This is a genomic window from Vibrio viridaestus (assembly GCF_003856525.1).
Classification (GTDB): Bacteria; Pseudomonadota; Gammaproteobacteria; order Enterobacterales; family Vibrionaceae; genus Vibrio; species Vibrio viridaestus.
The window spans coordinates 292,651-315,473 of the sequence record NZ_RJVQ01000004.1 but is presented as its reverse complement, the minus strand read 5'-3'; the positions used below and the strand labels follow the sequence as shown (position 1 = coordinate 315,473).

Here is a 22,823-nt window from a genome sequence, read left to right as displayed (position 1 = left end):
GTGCATTTTTAAAGTTCACACATTCTCAAAAAAAAGAAGCAGATACTCAATATAAAATTGAATATTTACCGTCTCAGTTTTGATTCTTTCGGTTAAAGTCTCGGTTTTTCACTATGTAAAAAACGATGTTCTTAAATTTAACAGTGAAACAATTTTCTTAAGTCAGCGTTACATAAATTTTTCACCGATGGATGCTGAATCATTCGCTCAGCAAAAATAACGTAGTACTCCTCTTTTATAGAAGGTATCTGACCAACGACATTGAGCTCATCTGACGATTTATGTTCCGTAAAGAAGGATGTCGGTGCAATAAAAATAGCGTCCTTATGGGATTGAGCAAAAGCCAACATTAGGGCAACATCATCGAACTCACCTAAGATATCAGGTTGGATACCTTGCTGATCAAACCAATGAATGATATTTCTCCCCATGGCTGTTCGGCTTCCTGGTATCAATAGTTTTTTTGAAGAAAGAAACGTCGTAATGTCTGAGTCATATGTGTGCCCCCCATAAGTGAAAAAGCTCATTACACTCTCACCTAACTTCTTACTAAAAAGACCAGGACTACGTGTAGAATCAATAGGACAATCGGATAAAATCATATCTAACTTATGCAAAGACAACTGCTCAAGTAGCATTTCATGAGTAGACTCAAAACAGCGCAGATGTATTTTGCTTGACTCAGGAATGGCGTGAGACAGTATCTGACTTACCAAAGTTTTAGATAATGCGTCAGCCACACCCACATCAAATAACAGATTAGAGCGTTGACTGTAGTTAACTATATCAAGCATTTCATAACTTAAACCAAACATCCGATCCGCATATTTGTAGACTAACTGTCCCAGCTCCGTAGGCTCAATACTTCGCCCGCTACGTTTTGTTAGTTTACCGCCTAAGCGCTCTTCCAAAGATTTAATTTGTCCAGTAACCGTTTGCGGGGTCAGAAAAAGAGCATCAGCAGCTTTGGTCACAGATTCATTTTTGCAAACCATCCAAAAGTAATACAGATGATTATAATTTAGGTGTGACATCTCACTTCTCCTACAGCAATAAGCCATTAAAATTCGTAATATATATGTATTTAGCTAAATTCTATCGGAATTTCCGAAGTATAACATGACAATAAGATGATCAATATGTGACAACTGCCACTACTCTCCCAAAAACAACACCAGAACACCACATAAAAACCAAATAAAATCAGTTACTTAACAAAATTACAGTTCACCAATGCATTTACATAGGCAATTATTACACTCTGTAATATTACTGAAACATTAACCATCTACTATCGCGTCGTAATTAAACTAAAGGTCATAACAGACCCTGGAGAGAACTCAATGATGAACCAAGCGACTGCGACCACGGCACCAGTTTCTGCGACAAAAAGAACTCTGCGCTGGGCCAACTTGGCATTCATGCTTTATCTTTTGTTGCTTGCTGTAGCAATGGTAGGAAGCGGATTTAAATTGGCGACGGGAGACCAAGCCAAAGTTTTATTTGAATTTGCGTCCCACCCTATCGCAGGCTTAATGATTGGTCTTGTTGCAACAGCATTGATCCAATCTTCCAGCACCGTGACATCAATTATTGTCGGGCTTGTTGCTGGCGGTCTGCCTGTCGAAACAGCGATTCCAATGATCATGGGAGCCAACATTGGCACTACTGTCACAAACACTTTGGTTAGCTTGGGACACATCCGCAATAAAGAAGAGTTTAAACGCGCTTTTGCCAGCGCAACGATTCATGATTTCTTCAACGTACTCGCTGTTTTAATCTTCTTACCACTAGAAATGATCTTTGGTATTTTAGAAAAAGTATCTCATTGGTTAGTTTCTCCATTTTTGGCGACTGGCGATATGAGTATTAAAGGTATTAACTTTATCAAGCCGATAACCAAGCCTGTCATAAGCGCGATAAAAGAACCTTTTGCGACATTTGGTGATACTCTGGGTGGCGTTGCTTTAATCATTATGGGGATTGCTATCATATTCGTTGCAATCACCGTTATGGGTAAGCTCATGAAGAGCCTGATGGTAGGTCGAGCTAAACATATCCTTAAAAGTGCAATTGGTCGTGGGCCTTTACATGGTATTGCTTCAGGAACAATTGTTACTGTATTAGTTCAATCATCGTCAACGACAACCAGCCTTATGGTTCCACTAGTTGGCTCTGGCGTATTAAAAGTAAAAGAAGTATACCCGTTCACTTTGGGTGCCAATATAGGTACTTGTATTACAGCTCTACTTGCTGCCACAGCCGTTTCCGGTGAGTTTGCGGTGTTCGCACTACAAATCGCTCTGGTACACCTATCGTTTAATATATTGGCAACAGTACTAATATATGGTGTTCCTTTCCTAAGAAACTTACCACTCAAAGGTGCGGAACTGATTTCAGAGATGGCAGTGAAAAATAAAGCCGTAGTATTTATCTACCTGCTAAGCGTGTTCCTGATTTTACCAGGTGTGATTTTAGCATTAACGGTTTAATCAAGCTCTGATTGACAATAAGACATAAAAAAGCCCTCATATTTTAAACTGAGGGCTTTTTTTATTTTGAGAGTTAGTCACTACACGGAGAATGGGTAGCGGATCGGATCATGAAACTCGTATCCAGTTACCTCAAAGTCATCCAGTGTTACCCATGTTTCCAAATCTTCCAGAGACTTTATGTCCGGATTGATAGAAAACTGAGGTGCTGGTTTAGGCTCTCTTTTTAACTGGACATCTTTCATCAAAGCAAGCTGATCTTCATAGATATGCGCATTCACAATCTTGTGATAAGCCAGACCCGGTTTCTTACCCGTAATCTGAGCCATCAACGCAAGGAATACATAGACTTGTACCATGTTGAAATTAAGTCCTAACGGCACATCACAAGAACGCTGAGTACTATTTAGATACAACGTATCACCAAGCAATGAAAAGTGATGACTGTACATACATGGACGTAAACATCCCATATGAAATTCACCCGGATTGTAGAAATTCAGGATTTCTCCACGATCATCAACTCCACGGGTAAGATCATCAACAATTTTTCTAAGTTGATCAATATGGCCACCATCAGGTTTGGCCCATTGACGTCCTTGTACTCCATAAACTCTGCCCATATCGTCAGTCCCTTTACGATAGGGATTATTGAGCCATGCCTGATTGTCGTTTGAATTCGCATCCCAGGTTTTAGTCCCTAAGTTACGAAAGTCTTCAGCACTGTCATAACCTCGAATGTAGCCAAGTAATTCAGCTACAGCTGACTTCCAAAAACTTTTCCTCGTTGTAACGAGAGGGAACTGATTCTCTGCAACATTATAAGTTAGATCAGCATTAATGACGGTTAAACAGCGTTTACCAGTCCTTTCATTCTCAATCCATTGTCCTTCATCGACAATACGCTGGCAAAGTTCTAAATACTGTTTCACTACTCTACTTCCTCACTTAAATCTTTTGTGTTGCACTCTGGTTACATTTATACGCCCATATTAGCAGAGCCACACCAGCTAATAGCATTGGGATCGATAATATTTGTCCCATCGTAATCCCGCCAGCAAAGAAACCAAGCTGAATATCAGGCTCGCGGAAACACTCTACGATAATTCTAGCGATTCCGTAACCAATCAAGAAAAGTCCTGAAACCGAACCCGCAGGTCTCGGTTTTCGGATAAAGGCGTTCAAGATGAAGAAAAGAACAATACCTTCTAATGCCAATTCATAGAGCTGCGATGGGTGTCTCGGTAATGGTCCTGCTTCTGGGAAAATCATTGCCCAAGGAACGTCAGTTACCCTTCCCCATAATTCACCGTTCATGAAGTTTCCAAGCCTTCCCAAACCTAATCCAAATGGTACGAGAGGAGCAACGAAGTCGGCAACACCAAAAAATGTTCGGCCATTTTTTCTCGCATACCAAAACATCGCAGTGATCACGCCAAGTAATCCGCCATGGAAAGACATTCCACCAGTCCATATTTTGAATAAATATAGCGGGTCTTGCATCAAATACTCAAAGCCATAGAAGAGCACGTAGCCGAGACGGCCACCGATGACGACTCCGACAAAACCAGCAAATAACAAATCAGAGACTTGTTGTCTTGTCCAGCCACTGTTTGGTTTATCCGCTCGTCTATTCGCAAGCCAGGTTGCGAACAAAAATCCTAATAAATACATCAACCCATACCATCGAATGGAAATGGGACCGATCGCGAACAGCACTGGGTCTATATTAGGAAAGTGGAGATATCCTTGGGTCATAGAAATAAAACCTTTTGTTATTCTGAGTCAGGCCTAACGGAGTAACATATTTATGGAAACAAACATCAGGAATACAGAAAAGACTCTCTTTAAAATGGGGGTGGGTAACGTAGTCGCAAGCTTCGCCCCAATACGTGTCGTTAATATTGAAGTACATGAAACAAATAAGAGCGCAGGTAAATAAATATACCCAAGACTATATTCAGGTAAATTGTCTAAATCCGAACCATGCCATATAAAGCCGATCATGCCAGAGATAGCAATAAAACATCCACAAACAGACGATGAACCAACAGCCTTTCTCATTTCTACACCATGCCGGTTGAGAAACGGTACTGATAGCGCTCCGCCCCCGATACCCGCGAGACTGGCTATCGTACCAATAAAGATACCGCTAATCGTAGTGACGGTAGCACCGGGCATAGGATGGCTTGCTTTCGTTTTAATCGAAAGAAACATCTGAATAGAAAGAAGAAAAACAATAATGCCGAAGACTTTAGGTAAGTAAGATCCGGGAATCCAATCAGCTAACGAAGATCCACAAAGTCCACCGATAACGACTCCCGGCATTAAGTATTTCACCGCAAACGTTTCAACATTACCTAATTTGAAATGGTTGAAGGCAGAAGAACCTGAGGTAAGAATGATCGTCGCCAACGATGTTCCTAACGCAAACTGCATAGCATTTTCTGGTGCGATACCAACTTGGGGAAGCAGATACAACAAAGCGGGCACCACTACAAGCCCGCCACCAATACCTAATAAGCCGGCAAGTACACCGACGATACAGCCCAAACACAGTAATTGGACAATTAACTCTATCGTTATCATTGATTACATCTGCTATTTTTTACCCGCTCTAATGAAGCCAGCAAAATCGTGTTCCTCAAAATAGTTCGCCATCATACTATAAATATCGCGACCATAGGATTGCGTTAACGTCTGATCGACCAGTTTTTTTAGTTCTTTGACGCTAGAATGCCGCAGAAGATACTTAACTTTGGCCACGTTAGAGGTGTTCATACTCAGTTTTCGGTATCCCATCCCAACGAGTAAAAGTGCACCAATGGGGTCGCCAGCCAACTCGCCACAAACACAAACATCCAGAGACTTCTCCTCGCACACATCAATAATGTGCTTCATTGCTTGAAGTACCGCAGGATGTAATGACTCATAGACATCAGAAACACGAGCATTGTTCCGATCAACCGCCAATAAATATTGTGTTAAGTCATTTGTCCCAACCGAAACAAAGTCGATCCGCTCCGCGATAAGAGGCAGCAAATACAGCATTGAAGGCACTTCTACCATGATTCCAATCTTAGGTAATGGTATCTCTTCATCAAGCTCACTTACCTCTTGATAAGCTTGTTGAATCAATGCAATGGCGTCGTCGAGCTCAGAAACACTGGAAATCATCGGAAGCAAAATCGATAAATTTTTCGATAAGCTACTCGCTCTCATCATAGCCCGAAGCTGAATCAGAAAAATGTCCGGATGATCTAAAGTAAACCGGATACCTCGCCAACCAAGGAAAGGGTTATCTTCTTCAATCGGTAAATAAGGTAACGGTTTATCTCCGCCGATATCCAAAGTACGCATAACGACTTCCTTACCCGGATAACTTTGTAATACCTTCCGATAACGTTGCAACTGATCTTCTTCAGACGGGAAACTTTGCTGTAAAAGAAACGAAATTTCTGTTCGATATAACCCCACACCATCGACGCCCTGGTCGACAGCAAGACTTGTATCCGCACTCAACCCCGCATTCAGCATCACTTGAATTCGATGATCATCTTCGGTTATTGCAGGCTCTGGTAAACCTTTATTGGCCATATCAGAGAGTTCACGCTCTTCTCTTGCAAGCGACTGATACTCTTGGACCAGAGCCCTATCGGGTTCAACATAAATTGCACCGCTATACCCGTCGACAATACCTCTTTTACCACTAATCTCATCAAGATTTAAGGTGACGCCCATAACGGCGGGAATCCCCATTGCTCTCGACAAAATGGCCGCGTGCGAGTTTGCCGCGCCCTCGAGAGAAACTACAGCAAGAAGCTTGTCTTTAGGTATACTCGCAAGTATTGATGCGGTCAGTTCGCGTACAATCAGGATAATTGGGGTTTCAAGCTCGTATTGCTCATTTTCACTGTTATATAAAAAGAACAATAAGCGCTGACCCAGCTCCTTTACATCTTGAGAGCGTTCACGAAGATAAGGATCCGACATACTGGCAAAGCGTTCAGAATAACTTTCTACTACTTGCCGAACGGCCCAATCGGCTCGATCGCCAGCCAAAATACGCTCTTTGAGGTCATTCCTCAGCAAAGGATCATTGAGTAAGTGAGTAAATAAATCAAAGATAGCCAGCGTGTCTTTATTGATATCGCTGTCTAACTTTTTCCGCATCTTCCGAAAATCAGCGAGAGCACTATCAATGGCTTTGCCAAGCCATTCCTGCTCTTTGGTTGGGTTAACGCTGGATGCAGGGAGCACATCGTCTAGCAGTGGCTGACTGTTATCCCACCAGTACTCACCAATGGCGACACCAGAAGAAGCAGGGACTCCGGTGTATAGAATTTGTTTTTTAGGCTTCTTCGACACACTCCAGACACCCTGTGTCTGTGCTGACGCCATAATAACCGCAAGCTGAGCTGCCAGTGTGACCAGAAATGATTCTTCGGTTTCATCGAACTGTCTTGGATCGCGTTGCTGCACGACCAACACACCAAGAATCTGCTTTCGATAAATGATCGGAGTGCCAAGGAAACTGTGATAAATTTCCTCACCTAACTGTTTAAAGTATTTAAAATTAGGGTGTGTCGATGCCTCAGCTAAGTTAAGAGGTTCGGCTGAACGCTTGACTAACCCAACCAAACCTTCGTTATACCCGATATGGATCTTATTTCCTTTGAACTTAAGACCTTGGGTAGCCATTAACTCTAATCGTTGTTTTTCTTCATTTGCGAGATAGATAGTACAGCACTCAGTCGACATTGCCTGACAGGTTTCTTTAACCAGCACTCGCAACGCTTGCTGAATGTTATCAATTTTCGAAACTTGTTCGACAATACTCCGAAGCTGAGACAGCATGCCTACCCTCTTTTCATTCTCCGTTTACTTTTCGTCTTGCGCTCCTTAAAAGGCATTGCACAAGATGAAAACTCCTTCATCGCTCGACGATAAACATCTCGTTTGAATGACACTACTTGCCTGACCGGGTACCAGTAACTTACCCAGCGCCAACCATCAAATTCAGGGGTCGTTCCACGCTGCATATTTATTTTAGATTCCTGACAATCTAAGCGTAGAAGAAACCATTTCTGTTTTTGTCCAATACAGACAGGTTGGGAGTCCCAGCGAACTAGCCGCTTCGGTAATTTGTATTTTAACCAATGCCGGCTCGTTGCTACGATCTTGACGTCTTTCTTTGTTAACCCAACCTCTTCGTACAACTCTCTATACATGGCTTGTTCTGGTGTTTCACCGTCATCAATTCCTCCTTGGGGGAACTGCCATGAGTGCTGTCCATATCGTTTCGCCCAGAATACCTGACCATGGTTATTGCAAATTACTATACCAACATTAAGCCGGTAACCATCGCCATCGATCACTGGCAAACCTCTAAAAAAATTTAAGTTATTATGATTTTTCCACATATCCCCACAAGGAGCAAATTTCGATTTGCTATTGTGACAATTTTTATGCGCTAGAACCGAAAATTATGGTTTTAATCCTTTTTTAAAAGTTATCAACATTTTTTTGTGACAAGAATCGACTTTATACACCTTTTCTGTGAATAAACCTGTTGAGAAGCATTAGATGAGTCATATATCCATTGTAAACGAACACAACTCAATACAGTTAATCATTTAATCAATATACTATTTTTAAATACAAATCATATAATTATATTAACTACACAAGTAAAAATAGCACAAAAGATCAACAAAAGATCCTCACAAAAGACAAAGTGATTAAAGATCCACCAATACCTTCTTTATCCACACTTATTAATATTTTTCCGGAATAATCGCGTTTTTCAATTGGATAAACATTCAACTTTACACTGTATACCCATACAGATAATTGTTTTTTCATTAAACAATCGCCTTTTCTGTGGATAACCCGTGAATAGAGAGTGATCGAGCTAAAGATCTTTGCAAATGAGATATATTTTTCCCAATTTGTTAAAATCCGATTTATTTCACTCGAAGCCTATAATGAAAGCAGAACCTCAAAGTGAAGAAGAATTACTGTTGCGCGCTCGTGCCATAGCCGGATTGACACTAGAAGAGCTAGCCCTAGAAGCCGAACTCACTGTTCCCGAAAACTTGTTACGCGATAAAGGGTGGGTTGGGCAACTCATAGAATGGCATCTTGGCGCTCCAAGCGGTAGCCGGCCACAGCAAGACTTTGATAAATTGGGTATCGAACTTAAAACAATTCCTATTGGCTACTCAGGGAAACCTCTGGAAACAACCTTTGTTTCTGTCGCTCCATTAACTGGTGTGCATGGATTAACTTGGGATACCAGTCATGTCAAAAATAAATTATCCCGAGTGTTATGGATACCCGTCGAAGGAGAACGAGAAATTCCACTCAAAGAGCGCCGGGTTGGCTCTCCTTTGATTTGGAGCCCCTCGTCACAAGAAGAACAATGGCTTAGAAATGACTGGGAAGAGCTTATGGAATTTATTGTTCTTGGACGTGTCGAACAAATTACAGCCAAACACGGACAGTATTTACAGCTGCGACCCAAAGCAGCCAACAGTCGAGTAAAAACGGAAGCCTATAGCTCTACAGGGAAACCGATGAAAACACTGCCACGAGGTTTTTATCTTAGAACTCAATTTACCTCTTATATTCTGGAAAACTACTACATGTAAGGAATTCTTAGAACTAAGGACTGGACAGCACTCTGGAAACAGCTGACACTGAATCTGAAAATAACGATAAAAGGATTTGCAATGCAATACGTTAAACTGCCCCACTCCAATTTAGAAGTCAGTGAACTATGCCTTGGAACGATGACTTTTGGTGAACAGAATAGCCAGAACGATGCCAACCAACAGCTAGACTATGCCCTAGATCATGGGATCAACTTTATCGATACTGCAGAAATGTATCCCGTTCCACCAAAAGCAGAGACTCAGGGTAAAACCGAAGAGTTTATTGGTAATTGGCTCGAAAAGTCAGGCAAACGCGAAAAAATCATCCTTGCATCTAAAGTCGCAGGCCCAAGAAATAACATGCATAACATTCGAGAAAATATGGCTCTCGATCATCGCAATATTCATCAAGCCATCGATGATAGCTTGTCCCGATTAAAAACGGATTATCTAGACCTTTACCAAGTCCACTGGCCTCAAAGAGAGACAAACTGCTTCGGTAAACTCAATTACGAAACGATTGATAAAACAGATACAGTGCCGTTAATCGAAACGTTAGAGGCATTAAATGATATCGTTAAAGCAGGTAAAGTTCGTTATATAGGTATCTCAAACGAAACCCCTTGGGGATTAATGACCTATCTTAGGCTAGCTGAAAAGCACGATTTACCACGCATTGTGACAATTCAAAACCCCTACAATTTACTCAATAGAAGTTTTGAAGTCGGACTGTCTGAAATTAGCCACTATGAAGGTGTAAAACTTTTGGCTTACTCACCGATGGCCTTTGGTATCCTAAGTGGGAAATACCTGAATGACGCTCGACCTGAAGGCGCTCGCTGTACTCTTTTTGAACGCTTCAAACGCTATTTTACACCACAAGGTATTAAGGCAACTGAAGCATACGTTAATCTAGCCCAAGAATATGGTTTGGACCCGGCGCAAATGGCGCTGGCTTTTGTAAACCAACAACCTTTTAATGCCTCAACGATTATTGGTGCAACGACTCTTTCTCAGCTGGAAAGCAATATCAAAAGCACAGAGATTGTCTTAACCGATGAAATCAATGAGAAAATTAATCATATCTCAACCATATACTCCAATCCATGCCCATAAACAATACTGGCCAGTAAAGATAAAAAAATAGCTTCATCACGAAGCTATTTTTATTTCTATCCGTCAACACTAAAGATCTTTAGTAGACTTCTTCAGTCAACAAGTTATGTTTATTCAGAAGACGGTACATGGTTGCCCGAGAAATGCCCAGCTCTTTTGCTGCTTGAGAAACTTGCCCACCATTTGATTCAAGAACCAACATCAATGCTTCTTTTTCTGAACGCTCACGTATCGTTTTAAGGCTCATTCGTCCTTCACTACGTTTCGGTAAGTCCAGAGAATCTTCAGCCAACATAACCGAATCAGACATCAGTACAACACGTTTTATCTGGTTCATTAGCTCACGAATGTTACCCGGCCATTGATAGCGAGATAAAGATTTAAGAGCTTCTTCGGTAAAACCGCGAGCCTGTGCGTTATATTCTTTCGAGAACAATTGTAAGTAATGATTCGCAATCAGTGGAATATCACCCATACGTTCTTTTAAACTCGGAACGTTAATTCTCAGTACATTAATGTAATGGTAAAGCTCTTCATTGAAGTCACCGTCAATCAGTGCTTTCTCGATGTCGGTAGAGTTCGCAGCAAGAATTCTTACATCAACCTGTTTGAAACCGTTACTGGTTTCAACCGTTCCTTCTTGGAAAAATCGCAGTAAGTTGATCTGCTGATCTCTGGTAATGGAGAGAATATCATTAAGTAAGACAGTACCACCATCAGCTTGTTCTAAAATGGACGGTGCATCCGTCGCCTCTTCGCCCATACCGAATAACTCAGATTCGAAACGTTTCTCTGACATTGCACGACAGTTTACCGAGAAAAAAGGTTTTTGCGAACGAGATGAAGTCTGATGAACAGCCTTTGCGACGAGCTCTTTACCACTGCCATTCTCACCGTTGATGAGAATACTTACGTCTGTTGGACCAATACGTTTAATTTGATCACGTAGACGCTTCATTGGTACTGATTCACCAATTAAGCCAAGATCGCCATTCATACCCCAATTCGGCCAAACTTTCTTCTCAAGTTTCAACATGCCAAGTTGGTGACCAATGGTGCTTAATAACTGCGCATCTGGAATTGGCGCAGTAAAGAAGTCGATACAAAAGTTCACAATGAACTGGCAAATAGTATCTGTACTTAACTGCGACTCACGAATAAATGCTATCCAACGAACTTGACGATGACTGCTCACCAAGTTGGCAATACCATTCAGACTGAATTCGTCTTTGCTAAGATCCACGATACCGATAGAAGGACCAAGCTCTGAAAATAGCGCATCAGCCTTTCTCAAGTCTGCAACTTGTGAACAGCGCCATCCCACTTGCTCTAGTACCGATAACCAAGGTTCGTATGTTCCGCCAACGACAACTAAGGAACCTGGAACAGAGTCCATTCGGAACTGATTACCCATGAACTTTTCCTTATCTATAATTTGTTAGTAAATTTATTTGAATTATTCTTATTAGAATTGATTTATTTCTGAGACGCTACCTTACAACTTGTTGGATAAATATACTGTCTCAATATTAAGACTAACCTGTAAATCAACACGTGTAAAACAGGAATTTGATATTTCTGAAGTTAGGCTGCAAAGAAGGAAAGAAAAAGGCCCGAGGAAATAGTTCTCGGGCCTTTTGATATTAATCTGAATTTTTTATTAAATTTCCGTTATTTAGCAACAGGTCTCATTGCTGGGAATAAAATAACATCACGGATAGTATGGCTATTTGTAAATAACATCGCTAGACGGTCAATACCAATACCCTGACCAGCCGTTGGTGGTAAACCATGTTCTAGAGCCGTGATATAGTCAGCATCGTAGAACATCGCTTCATCATCACCAGCATCTTTAGCTTCAACCTGAGCTTTAAAGCGAGAATCCTGATCTTCTGCGTCGTTTAACTCGGAGAATCCATTTGCTACTTCACGTCCACCAATGAAGAACTCAAAGCGATCAGTAATAAATGGATTTTCATCATTACGTCTTGCCAGAGGCGAAATATCTGCTGGATAACCTGTAATGAAAGTTGGCTGCATCAAGTTTGGTTCAGCCGTTTCACCGAAGATCTCTTCTAAAAGCTGACCACATGTCCAGAAGCTTTCCGTTTCCATTTTCAATGATTTTGCAATCGCCATCATATGGTCGCGATCTTTGACACCTTCATAATCCAGAGCCTGAATATCAGCATGATCCGGATTATAGTGTTTGATCGCTTCCAGCATACTCATACGTGCATATTTGCCACCAAACTCAACGGTTTCTTCGCCGTAAGGCATTGAAGTCGAGCCAAGAACTTGCAGTGCTACTGTGCTTAACAGTTCTTCAGTAAGGTCCATCAGATCTTTATAGTCAGAATACGCCTGATAAAATTCCATCATGGTAAATTCAGGGTTGTGACGAACAGATAAACCTTCATTACGGAAGTTACGGTTAATTTCGAACACACGGTCAAAACCACCCACAACCAAACGTTTTAGGTACAGTTCAGGAGCCACTCGCAAATACATATCGATATCTAACGCGTTGTGGTGCGTCACGAATGGGCGAGCCGTTGCGCCACCAGGAATAACATGCATCATTGGCGTTTCCACTTCTAGGTAACCTTTTGATGTCATGAACTGACGAATGGCACTAACAAGTTTAGAGCGAATGATAAATGTATTACGTGATTCTTCATTCACGATCAAATCAACGTAACGCTGACGGTAACGCATTTCCTGATCGGTTAAACCATGGAATTTTTCAGGCAATGGACGAAGTGCTTTCGTCAACAACTCATATTCTTCCATGTTAACGTAAAGGTCGCCTTTACCTGATTTATGTAAAGCACCTTTTACACCAACGATATCGCCAATATCTAAACCTTGATATTTTGCTTTCAGTTCTTTCTGCACGTCTTTAGCTGCATAAGCTTGAATACGGCCAGAAGTTTCTTGAAGAACGAGGAAAGGACCGCGCTTAGCCATAACTCGACCAGCAACCGCCACAACGTGATTCAACTCTTCTAATTCTTCTTTTGTCTTTTCACCGAATTGAGCCTGCAAATCTCCCGCTAAGCTATCACGGCGAAAATCATTTGGGTGACCATTCGCCTTGCTGTCTTTGCGGATATGCTCCAATTTACTGCGGCGCTCAGCTATGAGCTTATTTTCTTCTTGAGTTTGTTCGTTTTGAATAGCATCAGTCATTTTGGATGTACCCTGTTTTCGGTGAAAGCTAGAGGCCTGATTTTAAGCTAGCTTCTATAAATTTATCTAGATCGCCATCAAGGACGGCTTGAGTATTGCGGTTTTCAATCCCAGTGCGTAAATCTTTAATACGAGAATCGTCAAGGACATAAGAACGGATCTGACTGCCCCAACCGATATCAGACTTAGCATCTTCGTTAGCTTGCTTTTCAGCATTTTGTTTATGCAGTTCAAGCTCGAACAGTTTTGCACGCAGCTGCTTCATCGCTTGATCTTTGTTCTTATGCTGAGAACGATCGTTCTGACACTGCACTACCGTGTTGGTCGGAAGGTGGGTAATACGTACCGCTGACTCAGTGGTGTTTACGTGCTGACCACCCGCACCAGAAGCGCGGTAAACGTCGATTCTAAGATCAGCGGGGTTAATATCAATCGCAATATTGTCATCAACTTCAGGATAAACAAACGCAGAAGCAAATGAAGTATGACGTCGACCGCCCGAATCAAATGGAGATTTACGAACTAAACGGTGAACTCCCGTTTCAGTACGCAACCACCCATAAGCGTATTCACCGGACAAACGTACCGTTGCTGATTTTAATCCAGCAACCTCACCTTCAGAAACCTCAATAACCTCGGCTTTAAACCCTTTATCTTCTGCCCAACGTAAATACATACGGAGTAGCATCGATGTCCAGTCTTGAGCTTCAGTACCACCAGAACCAGCCTGGAGATCAAGGTAGCAGTCAGAGGAATCGTGATCACCTGAGAACATGCGACGAAACTCAAGCTTCTCTAGCTTACTTTCCAGTTCCGCTAACTCTGGCTCGATTTCATCGAATGTTTCCTGATCTTCGGCTTCAACCGCCAGTTCAAGCAACCCTTCAACATCATCAACACCTTGATGAAGCTGATCGATTGTCTCAACAACAAGTTCAAGAGATGAACGCTCTTTACCCAAGGCTTGCGCACGCTCAGGTTCATTCCATACGTCAGGCTGTTCTAACTCGGCGTTGACTTCTTCTAGACGCTCTTTCTTTGCGTCATAGTCAAAGATACCCCCTCAGGACTTCTGTGCGCTCTGACACATCCTGAAGACGGTTTTTAATTGGATTGATTTCAAACATGTGGACTCTAATTTTTAGCATAGAATTTAACCGCGGAATTGTACTGAAAAACGCAGCGAAGATACAGGGAAAGTTTGAAGTTGGTAGGGAAATGCTCTTCTCCCGTCCGAGCAGACGAGAGAAGAGAAATGGTTAGCTGTTCAGTGTCTCTGTTTGCTCAACCGTTTTTGTACCGGGTACGAAGTACATAGCAACTAAAGCAATTACCGTCGGTAGTAACCATGCCATACCAATATTAAATAAAGGCAGTACAGCAAATGCAGAAACATCGATTCCAGCAACTTTGGCCGCATCAATAAGTGCGAAAACCAATGCCGTCAGAAGGACAACTCGGTATGTTGCCTGACGATTAGAAAAAGACTTTCTGATAAATGTTAAAGCGACCAAGGCAATCGCGACGGGATACAAGGCAAAAAGTACCGGAATCGACAGTGAAATTAACTGTGATAACCCGACATTAGCAATCAAAGCACACAGAGCACTATTGATGATTACCCAACCTTTGTAACTTAAAGGTGTGTGTGAACTAAAGTAATCTGAACAGGCTGAAATCAAACCAATAGCCGTCGTCAAACACGCTAAAAGTACGATAATCGATAGTACCAGTTGTCCCTGAGCACCAAATAGCTCTTGGATATAAAGACTTAGAATAGTCCCGCCATTATCGACACCGGCTGCGATCTCAGAACTTGTTGCACCTAAATAGAAGAGCGATGTGTATACAAAGGCAAGACCAGCAGCAGCAATAAAGGCAGCGCAAATCAGATATTTCGTGGTCGCTTTCATTTCAGTGATGCCTTTATTTTTTAGAGCATCCACCATTAGCATACCAAACATCAGAGAAGCGAACGTGTCCATGGTGTTGTAACCTTCCAGGAACCCTTTTGTCAGAGGCTGAGTCATATACTCACCGACGGGCGTTTGCATCGCGCCGAGGGGATTAGTGAATACGCCAACGGCAACGATTACCAGACCGACAAAAAGAGCAGGCGTCAGTACTTTTCCAATCAGATCAATCAGTTTTCCCTGATACCAAGAAAAGAATCCAGCAACCGCAAAAAAGAGAATAGAAAAGAGCGCTAAATGCGTCGCACTGGTATTGCCAAGCAACGGATTGACCGCCATCTCGTAAGCAACCAGTCCTGTCCTAGGTGCTGCAAACGCAGGCCCAATAATAATAAAAATTAGCGCTGCCATTAATGTGGAAATTCTTACTGGCAAGTCTTTGGTCAAATTAGCCCAACTTCCGCCAACAAGCGCAACAGCGATAATACCAGCCAATGGTAAGCCTACAGCCGTCAGCAAAAATCCACCCATTGCTGGGTATAAATGTTCGCCAGCTAGTTGTCCCGCTAAAGGCGGAAAGATAACATTACCCGCCCCAAGGAAAAATGCGAATAGCATAAAGCCCAGAGCAACAATATCGAATGTTTTTAATGTCTGTTTCACAGAACACCCTTTTATACTTTAATGTTGTGTTTATTCTTTAGTGTCAATGACACCCATTATTAAGGGGGCGAATAGTGAATGGACAGGATAAAATATTCAATAGTTAGGGTTAAAATAGTTATTTATAAAACGTAAAGAAAGCTTTACCAGTACAAAAAACCAACATATGACTAAAAAGTATTTAACTAAAAATTTTAACTTCAAACAGTTCTCGATCATTGGTGGCTCTGCGGGTATGCCAGTAAGTACAGATGGGGTTCTTCTTGGTGCATGGGCCGATGCGAATGAGAGAGGCGAACTACTCGACATTGGTACCGGAACCGGACTACTTACTTTGATGATGGCTCAGCGTTTTCCCAAGTTAAAAATAACAGCTGTCGATATAAATGAAGATGCAATTGAAGCCGCTAAAATAAATGTTGAACACTCAACCTGGTCAGAGCGAATCACTATATATCATGCTGATATCAAAGATTTTTCGGAAGCAAAATGCTTCTCTTCCATAATCTGTAATCCGCCCTATTTTATGACCGGAGAGAGAACAGAAAATCTAAGCCGTGCAATGGCAAGACATACGGATACACTCTCCTATGCCGACCTTTTAAAGTCGGCTTGGATGCTTTCTACTGATGACGCTATTGCCAGTTTCATTCTGCCGGTAGCAGAGTGTGAGCAATTTATTCAACAAGCCTTAGCACAAGGCTGGTTTTTACAGAAAGTGTGTCATGTTAGCCCGACCGATAAGAAACAGCCAACGCGCAGAATGTTGAAACTCATAAAGTCTTCGTGTCAAACTACAGAGGAATTTCTAACAATACGCGTGGATGGCGACTATTCTTCTGGCTTTATAGCGCTAACTCGCGAGTTTTATCTCAAGATGTAGTAAATAAAGTGTGATCATCACAAAAGATCCCACTATAATACCGCCCCTTAATTTATGACCTTATTACTGCGGAGAACTGCTTGTGATACGACATTTTGCAGACTTAGATCTCGATCCAAATCTTTTACAAGCGGTTGAAGAAGCCGGATATGAGAGGCCAACTCATATTCAAGAACAGGCTATTCCAGCAGCGTTAGACGGGAAAGATGTACTTGCATCTGCGCCCACAGGGACAGGAAAAACAGCGGCGTTTGTTCTCCCTGCATTACAATACTTGCAAGACTTTCCCCGTAAGAAGCCTGGTCCAGCACGCATTCTAGTGTTAACTCCAACTCGTGAACTCGCGATACAGGTTGCAGATCAAGCTAGGCTTCTTGCGAAATACACCCATTTAAATATCGTCACAATTACTGGCGGTGTTCAATATCAAGAGCATGCTGATATTCTGGCACAAACTCAGGATATTGTTGTCGCGACACCGGGTCGATTGATGGAATACATCGAAGCAGAAAAGTTCGATTGCCGAGCCATTGAATGGTTAGTTCTTGATGAAGCTGACCGTATGCTCGATATGGGTTTTGGCCCAACGGTAGACCGCCTTTCAGCTGAATGTCGCTGGCGCAAACAGACGCTACTTTTTTCTGCAACTCTTGAAGGTAAAGGTGTAGAAGGCTTTACTGCGGATCTATTGAATAATCCGGCAGAGGTTGAGGCTGAACCGCCACGTCGTGAGCGTAAAAAAATCACCCAGTGGTATCACCGTGCAGACGATCTGGCGCATAAAAATGCGCTGCTTAAGCACATCCTGACAGAACAGTCTGAAAAAGCGATTATTTTCGTTAAAACCAGAGAAATATTAGCAACATTACGTTCAGAGCTAGAATCGAGTCAAATCGAATGCGCCTGGATTCAGGGTGAGATGCCACAAGAGCGACGTAATAATGCCATCAGTCGCTTTAGAGATGGAACCGTTAACGTATTGCTCGCAACAGATGTCGCTGCTCGTGGACTCGATATTCCAGATATCAGCCACGTTATAAACTATGATTTACCACGTACTGCAGATGTATTTGTGCACCGTATTGGTCGAACAGCTCGAGCAGGTAAAAAAGGTATCGCTATTTCGTTAGTTGAAGCTCATGACCAACCCATGATGGATCGAGTCCAACGCTATACTAAGGAAGAAGTGAAAGAACGCTTTATTGACGGCCTCAGACCTAAACACAAAAAGCCTGTGTTTAAAAAGAAAAAGAAAGTGGTCAAAGATAAAGTGAAAAAAACAAAGGTTAAGAAAAAATCTAAATAATTGATCATTATAAAAATAAAGCTCCTTAACGGAGCTTTATTTTTTAATCTCTTCATAAATAGTATCGACAATCGCTTTCAGACCATTTCCTCGAGAAGGACTAAGATGCTGAAGTAAATGAAGTTGCTCAAAGTAGGAATTGATATCAAACGCCACAACCTGCTCTGTCGTCTTACCATTAACCGCAGCTAGTACAACAGCAATCAATCCTTTCACAATGCGCGCGTCTGAGTCGGCATAAAATTGCCAAATATCATTATGCTGTTCGGATACTAGCCAAACGACGCTCTCACACCCTTTCACGGTGACATCATCACGACGAAACTCGTCTGGAAGAGCAGGTATCTGCTTACCCCATAAGATCAGTTGTCGATAACGGTCTTCCCAAGTGGTTTTATCTGCCATTATCTGCATGACATTCTCTGAATCAATTGTCTTACCAAAGGGGATTTCTGGAAATATACTCATCTCTCTGCCACTACTTTGCACTGTATTTAGCGATAATTTTATCGACGATACGAGCAGCAGCGACAAAGCCAAAGCTGGCTGTTACCATCGTTGCCGCACCAAAACCACTCGCACAGTCCATTCTCTTTGGCCCCTCGGCAGTTGATTTTACTGCACATACAGAGCCATCCGCTTGAGGGTATTTCAGTTGCTCAGTCGAAAAAACACAATCAATACCAAATTTACGAGCAGGATTCTTGGGGAAATTGTGGAAACGTCGTAAGCGATCTTTGACTTTTTTCGCCAAAGGATCCTGAATTGTCTTGGTTAAATCAGCGACCTGAATCTGCGTTGGATCGATCTGCCCACCAGCTCCGCCTACAGTAATAACCTTAATCTTATTACTTCTGCAATAAGCCAAAAGGGATGCTTTTGCTTTTATACTGTCTATTGCATCTAATACGTAGTCATACTCTTTGGTCAGATACTCATGCTGATTATCCGCAGAAATAAAATCATCAATTAGATTAACTTTACAGTCAGGGTTGATGAGTTTTACCCGCTCAGCCATCACTTCGATTTTACTTTGTCCAACGGTGCCACTCATTGCATGAATTTGGCGATTGATATTGGTAACACAGACGTCATCCATATCGATGAGCGTCAACTCACCTACACCCGTTCTTGCTAGTGCCTCAACAGCCCAAGATCCAACACCACCAATACCAATGATACAAACATGTGACGCCCTTAATATCTCGACAGGCTCAACACCATATAGTCGACGAGTGCCACCAAAACGTTGGTTGTATGAATCGGATGCGGGAGTTTCTGGAGTACGCATGACAAAAATCCAATAGAGAATATTGCTACAAAAGATAAGAGTGCGATTTATACGCACTCTCTAATAAAAAGTCTAGCCACTTATTCTAGCTTTTCAGGTGGACTAACCCAAGGAGACTGTGTCGGTGAATTCACCAGACCTAATTTCCAAACCCGACCAAAATGTTTGTAATGACCGGCCTGCTCTCCGGCTCTTGGTCCCATACCGTGGTATAGATCAAGGTGGTTGTCTTTAACCGCTCCACCAGTGTCTAGAACAATTAATAATCTCAATTGATGAGTTCCGCTCCAGGTCCCATCAGCATTCAAAAGAGGTACTTCAGCGAGTATTGGAGTTCCCATAGGAAGCCACTTGCTATCACCGGCTACAGACGCCATAGGCAACAAAGGAATTCCAGCAGACCCCGTTACAGGTGCTGCATTTTTCGGTGCAAAAAAGACGTACGAAGGGTTTTGTTCGAGTAGCGCTCTGACCTCAGTTTCCGGATGAGTGTCGACCCACTGCTTTATGGCCTTCAATGACATATTTTCTCTAGCCACTTCGCCATTATCAATTAGAACTTTGCCAATACTGACATAAGCTTTAAAGTTTTTTCCTGCGTAAGCGAAATACTCCAACGTATCATCGTCACCAAAGTGCACAAATCCACTGCCCTGAACTTCCATAATAAAAGGATCGATTAAACTCTTCGCATAGCCAAGCTCAAGTCCTTTACCATTCAATGCTCCAGCATAAATCTGTGCCCGGGTTGGGCATTCTTTTGTGCAATTGGGTTTACCATACACTGGATACTTGAACACTGAGTCTGGTGTGTGTCTTAGCTCAATAACGGGTGAGAAGTATCCGGTAAAAAGAACATTACCCTTTTTGTCTCCACCACCTAACTGAGCAGCCTGGACACCAAACTTTGCAAGTTGTTGTGGGTCACCACTCTGTAAAGCCCACTCATTTAACTGGCTATATAGAGAACCGTAAATACTGGCCATAGAGCTCGACTTGTCGACAACTAAACGACTTTGCTCCTCAAATTCTGAAAAGTCACGCGGCGAATTCGTTTTTACCTGATAAGACTGATTTAAGACTTGAGGTAACTGACCATCTTTATATTGCTGACCACGATCCGTCGGGTTAACACAACCAGCGAGTAGACTGATTATCCCTAAACATAAGAGTTGTTTTTTCACAGAAAATCCAAAGTACTTTAAAAGTTGCCAGAGGATCGCAAATTCAAATTTAAACTACAATCTAAAAGCAACATATTCTGACATTATCATAAAATTCTAACAGAATTATGATGAACATATTTACTCTAACAACGTTTCTTTTTTTGTCATATTACCCAGAAAAACACCTTGAGTATTTATGAATAAAAAGTCATTATTAAAACATAAATAAACAACAGCGATACCATTGTGAAAATACGTAGCACTGCTCTAGTAAAAGGATTTCGCCAGTCTGCTCCCTATGTGAATGCACATCGTGGTAAAACCATGGTCGTCATGCTGGGCGGCGAAGCAATCGCGGACGAAAACTTTCCCAACATTATTAGTGATATTGCACTTCTTCATAGCTTAGGAATAAAAGTCGTTATCGTCTATGGAGCAAGACCTCAAATCAATGAGATTTTGGATGCCAATCACTGTGAAACGCCTTATTACAAAGGTATCCGAGTGACAACTGGCGATGCTATTAGCTTAGTTATGCAAGCAGCAGGTCAACTTCAACTCGCCGTGACAGCTCGCTTATCTATGAGCCTCAATAATACGCCGATGGCTGGTACTCAGCTAAACGTAGTAAGTGGTAACTTTGTCATTTCTCAGCCCTTAGGAGTAGAGGATGGTATTGATTACTGCCACAGTGGCAGAATTCGGCGTATCGACATTGATGGCATCAATCGCTCGCTGGAACAAGGTTCCATCGTGTTACTAGGTCCTATTGCTGCCTCAATTACAGGTGAATGCTTTAACCTGCTCTCAGAAGAAATAGCAACACAAGTCGCGATACGCCTGAAAGCCGATAAACTGATCGGGTTCTGTTCTCAGCAAGGTATCATTGATGACAAAGGCAACTCCATCGCAGAGTTATTTCCCACTGATGTTGATACGTTATTGCATAAGTATGAGATCGAGAATCCTGGAGATAATGATAACAGTACAGGAAAGATCCGTTTCTTACGTGCCTCTAGCAAAGCCTGCAGGGCCGGTGTACCGAGAAGTCACTTAGTTAGTTATAAAGAAGATGGCGCACTGATCCAAGAACTGTTTTCATTTGATGGTATCGGAACACAGATTGTCATGGCGAGCGCTGAACAAATACGCCAGGCCGATATTGACGATATTGGTGGCATTTTGGAATTGATTCGGCCTCTGGAAGAAGACGGTATTCTTGTGAGACGTTCTAGAGAACAGCTCGAGCAGGAAATCCATAAGTTCACCATCATCGATAAAGATGGCCTGATCATTGGCTGTGCCGCTTTGTACCCATACCCAGATGAAAGAATGGCGGAAATGGCATGTGTAGCCATTCATGGTGATTATAGAGATGGCAACAGAGGCCTGCTTTTACTCAAACATATGAAGAACCAAGCAAAAAAGCTCAATATAAAGCAATTGTTTGTATTGACGACACACAGCGTTCACTGGTTTAGAGAACAAGGTTTTGTCGAAGTGGGCGTTAATGCTCTACCGATGAAAAAGCAAAATCTGTATAACTACCAAAGACGCTCCAAAATACTGGTTGTCGATTTATAATCCAGCATTGAGGCAATTTTAATTGCCTCACTTAAAATGTGATATCCCTTCCATTCTTAGTAAATACCAATTTAAATTAGCACTTCATGATTTTCGTCTTTTTTTACGCAAATTACCGCATATAACCAGCAAATAGAGCATAAATTACTTAATAACCTATACTGTTTAGCTTTCTTTATGAAATGCAATCGTTTACACATAAAAAGACTAAAAAATAAACACTTTTATTTTTTTTAGATTTGTGTAAAATTCGCGCAGCTCGATAGGGAGATGTTCAATTATGTGAACTGTGTTGGGTTTTTCTTCGGCTTAATAAAGTAAGCAGGGAGCGCTTTTAGGACTAATAATTGGTTATAAGAGCATAATATTATATGAAAACAGTTATCTGTAACTCTCTACAAAGTTTTTGGGATATGGGCGACAACGCATTCTTAGAAGGACATGATGTTCACTGTGTTTTCCCTGTTTCAGAACAAGTAAAATCCTTCATTTTAGAATCTCAGGAACGCTATAAAATTCGCTCCATATCATTTTCATCCGCATTATTTTAATGGTATTAGA

The 22,823-nt window shown here is 41.9% G+C and carries 20 protein-coding genes; 7 read left to right on the top strand and 13 right to left on the bottom strand.

Features of this window, described 5'->3' with window-relative positions:
• Positions 1 to 137: 137 nt before the first annotated feature.
• Positions 138 to 1,034 (bottom strand): transcriptional activator NhaR, encoded by an 897-nt coding sequence (nhaR, locus tag EES38_RS12135; RefSeq protein ID WP_124937458.1) that lies wholly within the window; start codon positions 1,032 to 1,034, stop codon positions 138 to 140.
• A 309-nt stretch (positions 1,035 to 1,343) separates the two neighbouring features.
• On the opposite strand from nhaR, the gene EES38_RS12130 reads away from it, so the two are divergent.
• Positions 1,344 to 2,492, top strand: a complete 1,149-nt coding sequence (locus EES38_RS12130) for a Na/Pi symporter (RefSeq protein WP_124937457.1) — start codon at positions 1,344 to 1,346, stop codon at positions 2,490 to 2,492.
• 80 nt (positions 2,493 to 2,572) lie between these two features.
• Here the strand turns inward: EES38_RS12130 and EES38_RS12125 are convergent, their stop codons facing one another.
• The 5 genes from EES38_RS12125 to rppH are packed head-to-tail and all read right to left on the bottom strand — an operon-like array spanning position 2,573 to position 7,870.
• Entirely contained in the window at positions 2,573 to 3,424 is an 852-nt protein-coding gene (locus EES38_RS12125; RefSeq protein WP_124937456.1) for a thymidylate synthase, read from the bottom strand.
• 16 nt (positions 3,425 to 3,440) lie between these two features.
• Positions 3,441 to 4,250 (bottom strand): prolipoprotein diacylglyceryl transferase, encoded by an 810-nt coding sequence (gene lgt, locus EES38_RS12120; RefSeq protein ID WP_124937455.1) that lies wholly within the window; start codon positions 4,248 to 4,250, stop codon positions 3,441 to 3,443.
• 33 nt (positions 4,251 to 4,283) lie between these two features.
• Positions 4,284 to 5,078 (bottom strand): sulfite exporter TauE/SafE family protein, encoded by a 795-nt coding sequence (locus EES38_RS12115; protein WP_124937506.1) that lies wholly within the window; start codon positions 5,076 to 5,078, stop codon positions 4,284 to 4,286.
• Between the two features lie 15 nt (positions 5,079 to 5,093).
• Complete coding sequence (ptsP, locus tag EES38_RS12110) at positions 5,094 to 7,349, bottom strand: phosphoenolpyruvate--protein phosphotransferase (RefSeq protein ID WP_124937454.1); 2,256 nt, start codon at positions 7,347 to 7,349, stop codon at positions 5,094 to 5,096.
• A gap of 2 nt (positions 7,350 to 7,351) precedes the next feature.
• On the bottom strand, positions 7,352 to 7,870 hold the full coding sequence (rppH, locus tag EES38_RS12105; protein WP_124937453.1) for an RNA pyrophosphohydrolase: 519 nt from the start codon (positions 7,868 to 7,870) through the stop codon (positions 7,352 to 7,354).
• 609 nt (positions 7,871 to 8,479) lie between these two features.
• Between rppH and mutH the strand changes: the two genes are divergently transcribed.
• Together mutH and EES38_RS12095 are read left to right on the top strand one after the other, a co-directional pair.
• Positions 8,480 to 9,145, top strand: coding sequence for a DNA mismatch repair endonuclease MutH (mutH, locus tag EES38_RS12100; protein WP_124937452.1), 666 nt, complete (start codon positions 8,480 to 8,482; stop codon positions 9,143 to 9,145).
• A gap of 81 nt (positions 9,146 to 9,226) precedes the next feature.
• A complete protein-coding gene (locus EES38_RS12095) occupies positions 9,227 to 10,264 on the top strand; it encodes an NADP(H)-dependent aldo-keto reductase (RefSeq protein WP_124937451.1) in 1,038 nt (345 codons plus the stop codon).
• Positions 10,265 to 10,343: 79 nt separating this feature from the next.
• On the opposite strand, the gene vpsR is transcribed toward EES38_RS12095, so the two are convergent.
• From vpsR to brnQ, 4 genes are all read right to left on the bottom strand, one after another.
• Positions 10,344 to 11,678 carry a cyclic-di-GMP-binding transcriptional regulator VpsR gene (vpsR, locus tag EES38_RS12090; protein WP_124937450.1) on the bottom strand — a complete coding sequence of 445 codons (1,335 nt, stop codon included), beginning with the start codon at positions 11,676 to 11,678 and terminating at the stop codon, positions 10,344 to 10,346.
• 257 nt (positions 11,679 to 11,935) lie between these two features.
• Entirely contained in the window at positions 11,936 to 13,456 is a 1,521-nt protein-coding gene (gene lysS / locus EES38_RS12085) for a lysine--tRNA ligase (RefSeq protein ID WP_124937449.1), read from the bottom strand.
• Between the two features lie 28 nt (positions 13,457 to 13,484).
• A protein-coding gene (prfB, locus tag EES38_RS12080) for a peptide chain release factor 2 (RefSeq protein ID WP_124937448.1) occupies positions 13,485 to 14,583 on the bottom strand; the annotation gives its coding sequence in 2 pieces (ribosomal slippage) (positions 13,485 to 14,507 and positions 14,509 to 14,583; 1,098 coding nt in all).
• A gap of 132 nt (positions 14,584 to 14,715) precedes the next feature.
• Positions 14,716 to 16,032: a branched-chain amino acid transport system II carrier protein gene (brnQ, locus tag EES38_RS12075; RefSeq protein WP_124937447.1), complete on the bottom strand. Its 1,317-nt coding sequence runs from the start codon at positions 16,030 to 16,032 to the stop codon at positions 14,716 to 14,718.
• 166 nt (positions 16,033 to 16,198) lie between these two features.
• Here brnQ and EES38_RS12070 point away from each other — a divergent pair, with 166 nt between their 5' ends.
• Entirely contained in the window at positions 16,199 to 16,915 is a 717-nt protein-coding gene (locus EES38_RS12070) for a tRNA1(Val) (adenine(37)-N6)-methyltransferase (RefSeq protein WP_124937446.1), read from the top strand.
• Positions 16,916 to 16,997: 82 nt separating this feature from the next.
• On the top strand, positions 16,998 to 18,221 hold the full coding sequence (gene srmB / locus EES38_RS12065; protein WP_124937445.1) for an ATP-dependent RNA helicase SrmB: 1,224 nt from the start codon (positions 16,998 to 17,000) through the stop codon (positions 18,219 to 18,221).
• A 36-nt stretch (positions 18,222 to 18,257) separates the two neighbouring features.
• Here srmB and csdE read toward each other — a convergent pair whose 3' ends face one another.
• The 3 genes from csdE to mltA form a co-directional block, all read right to left on the bottom strand.
• Positions 18,258 to 18,689 carry a cysteine desulfurase sulfur acceptor subunit CsdE gene (gene csdE / locus EES38_RS12060; protein ID WP_124937444.1) on the bottom strand — a complete coding sequence of 144 codons (432 nt, stop codon included), beginning with the start codon at positions 18,687 to 18,689 and terminating at the stop codon, positions 18,258 to 18,260.
• A 10-nt stretch (positions 18,690 to 18,699) separates the two neighbouring features.
• Entirely contained in the window at positions 18,700 to 19,512 is an 813-nt protein-coding gene (tcdA, locus tag EES38_RS12055) for a tRNA cyclic N6-threonylcarbamoyladenosine(37) synthase TcdA (RefSeq protein ID WP_124937443.1), read from the bottom strand.
• Positions 19,513 to 19,592: 80 nt separating this feature from the next.
• Entirely contained in the window at positions 19,593 to 20,696 is a 1,104-nt protein-coding gene (gene mltA, locus EES38_RS12050) for a murein transglycosylase A (protein WP_124937442.1), read from the bottom strand.
• 228 nt (positions 20,697 to 20,924) lie between these two features.
• On the opposite strand from mltA, the gene argA reads away from it, so the two are divergent.
• Together argA and EES38_RS12040 are read left to right on the top strand one after the other, a co-directional pair.
• The gene (argA, locus tag EES38_RS12045) at positions 20,925 to 22,262 is read left to right on the top strand and encodes an amino-acid N-acetyltransferase (protein WP_124937441.1); all 1,338 of its coding nucleotides are present in this window, start codon (positions 20,925 to 20,927) and stop codon (positions 22,260 to 22,262) included.
• A gap of 371 nt (positions 22,263 to 22,633) precedes the next feature.
• Positions 22,634 to 22,813 carry a hypothetical protein gene (locus tag EES38_RS12040; RefSeq protein WP_124937440.1) on the top strand — a complete coding sequence of 60 codons (180 nt, stop codon included), beginning with the start codon at positions 22,634 to 22,636 and terminating at the stop codon, positions 22,811 to 22,813.
• Positions 22,814 to 22,823 lie beyond the last annotated feature (10 nt).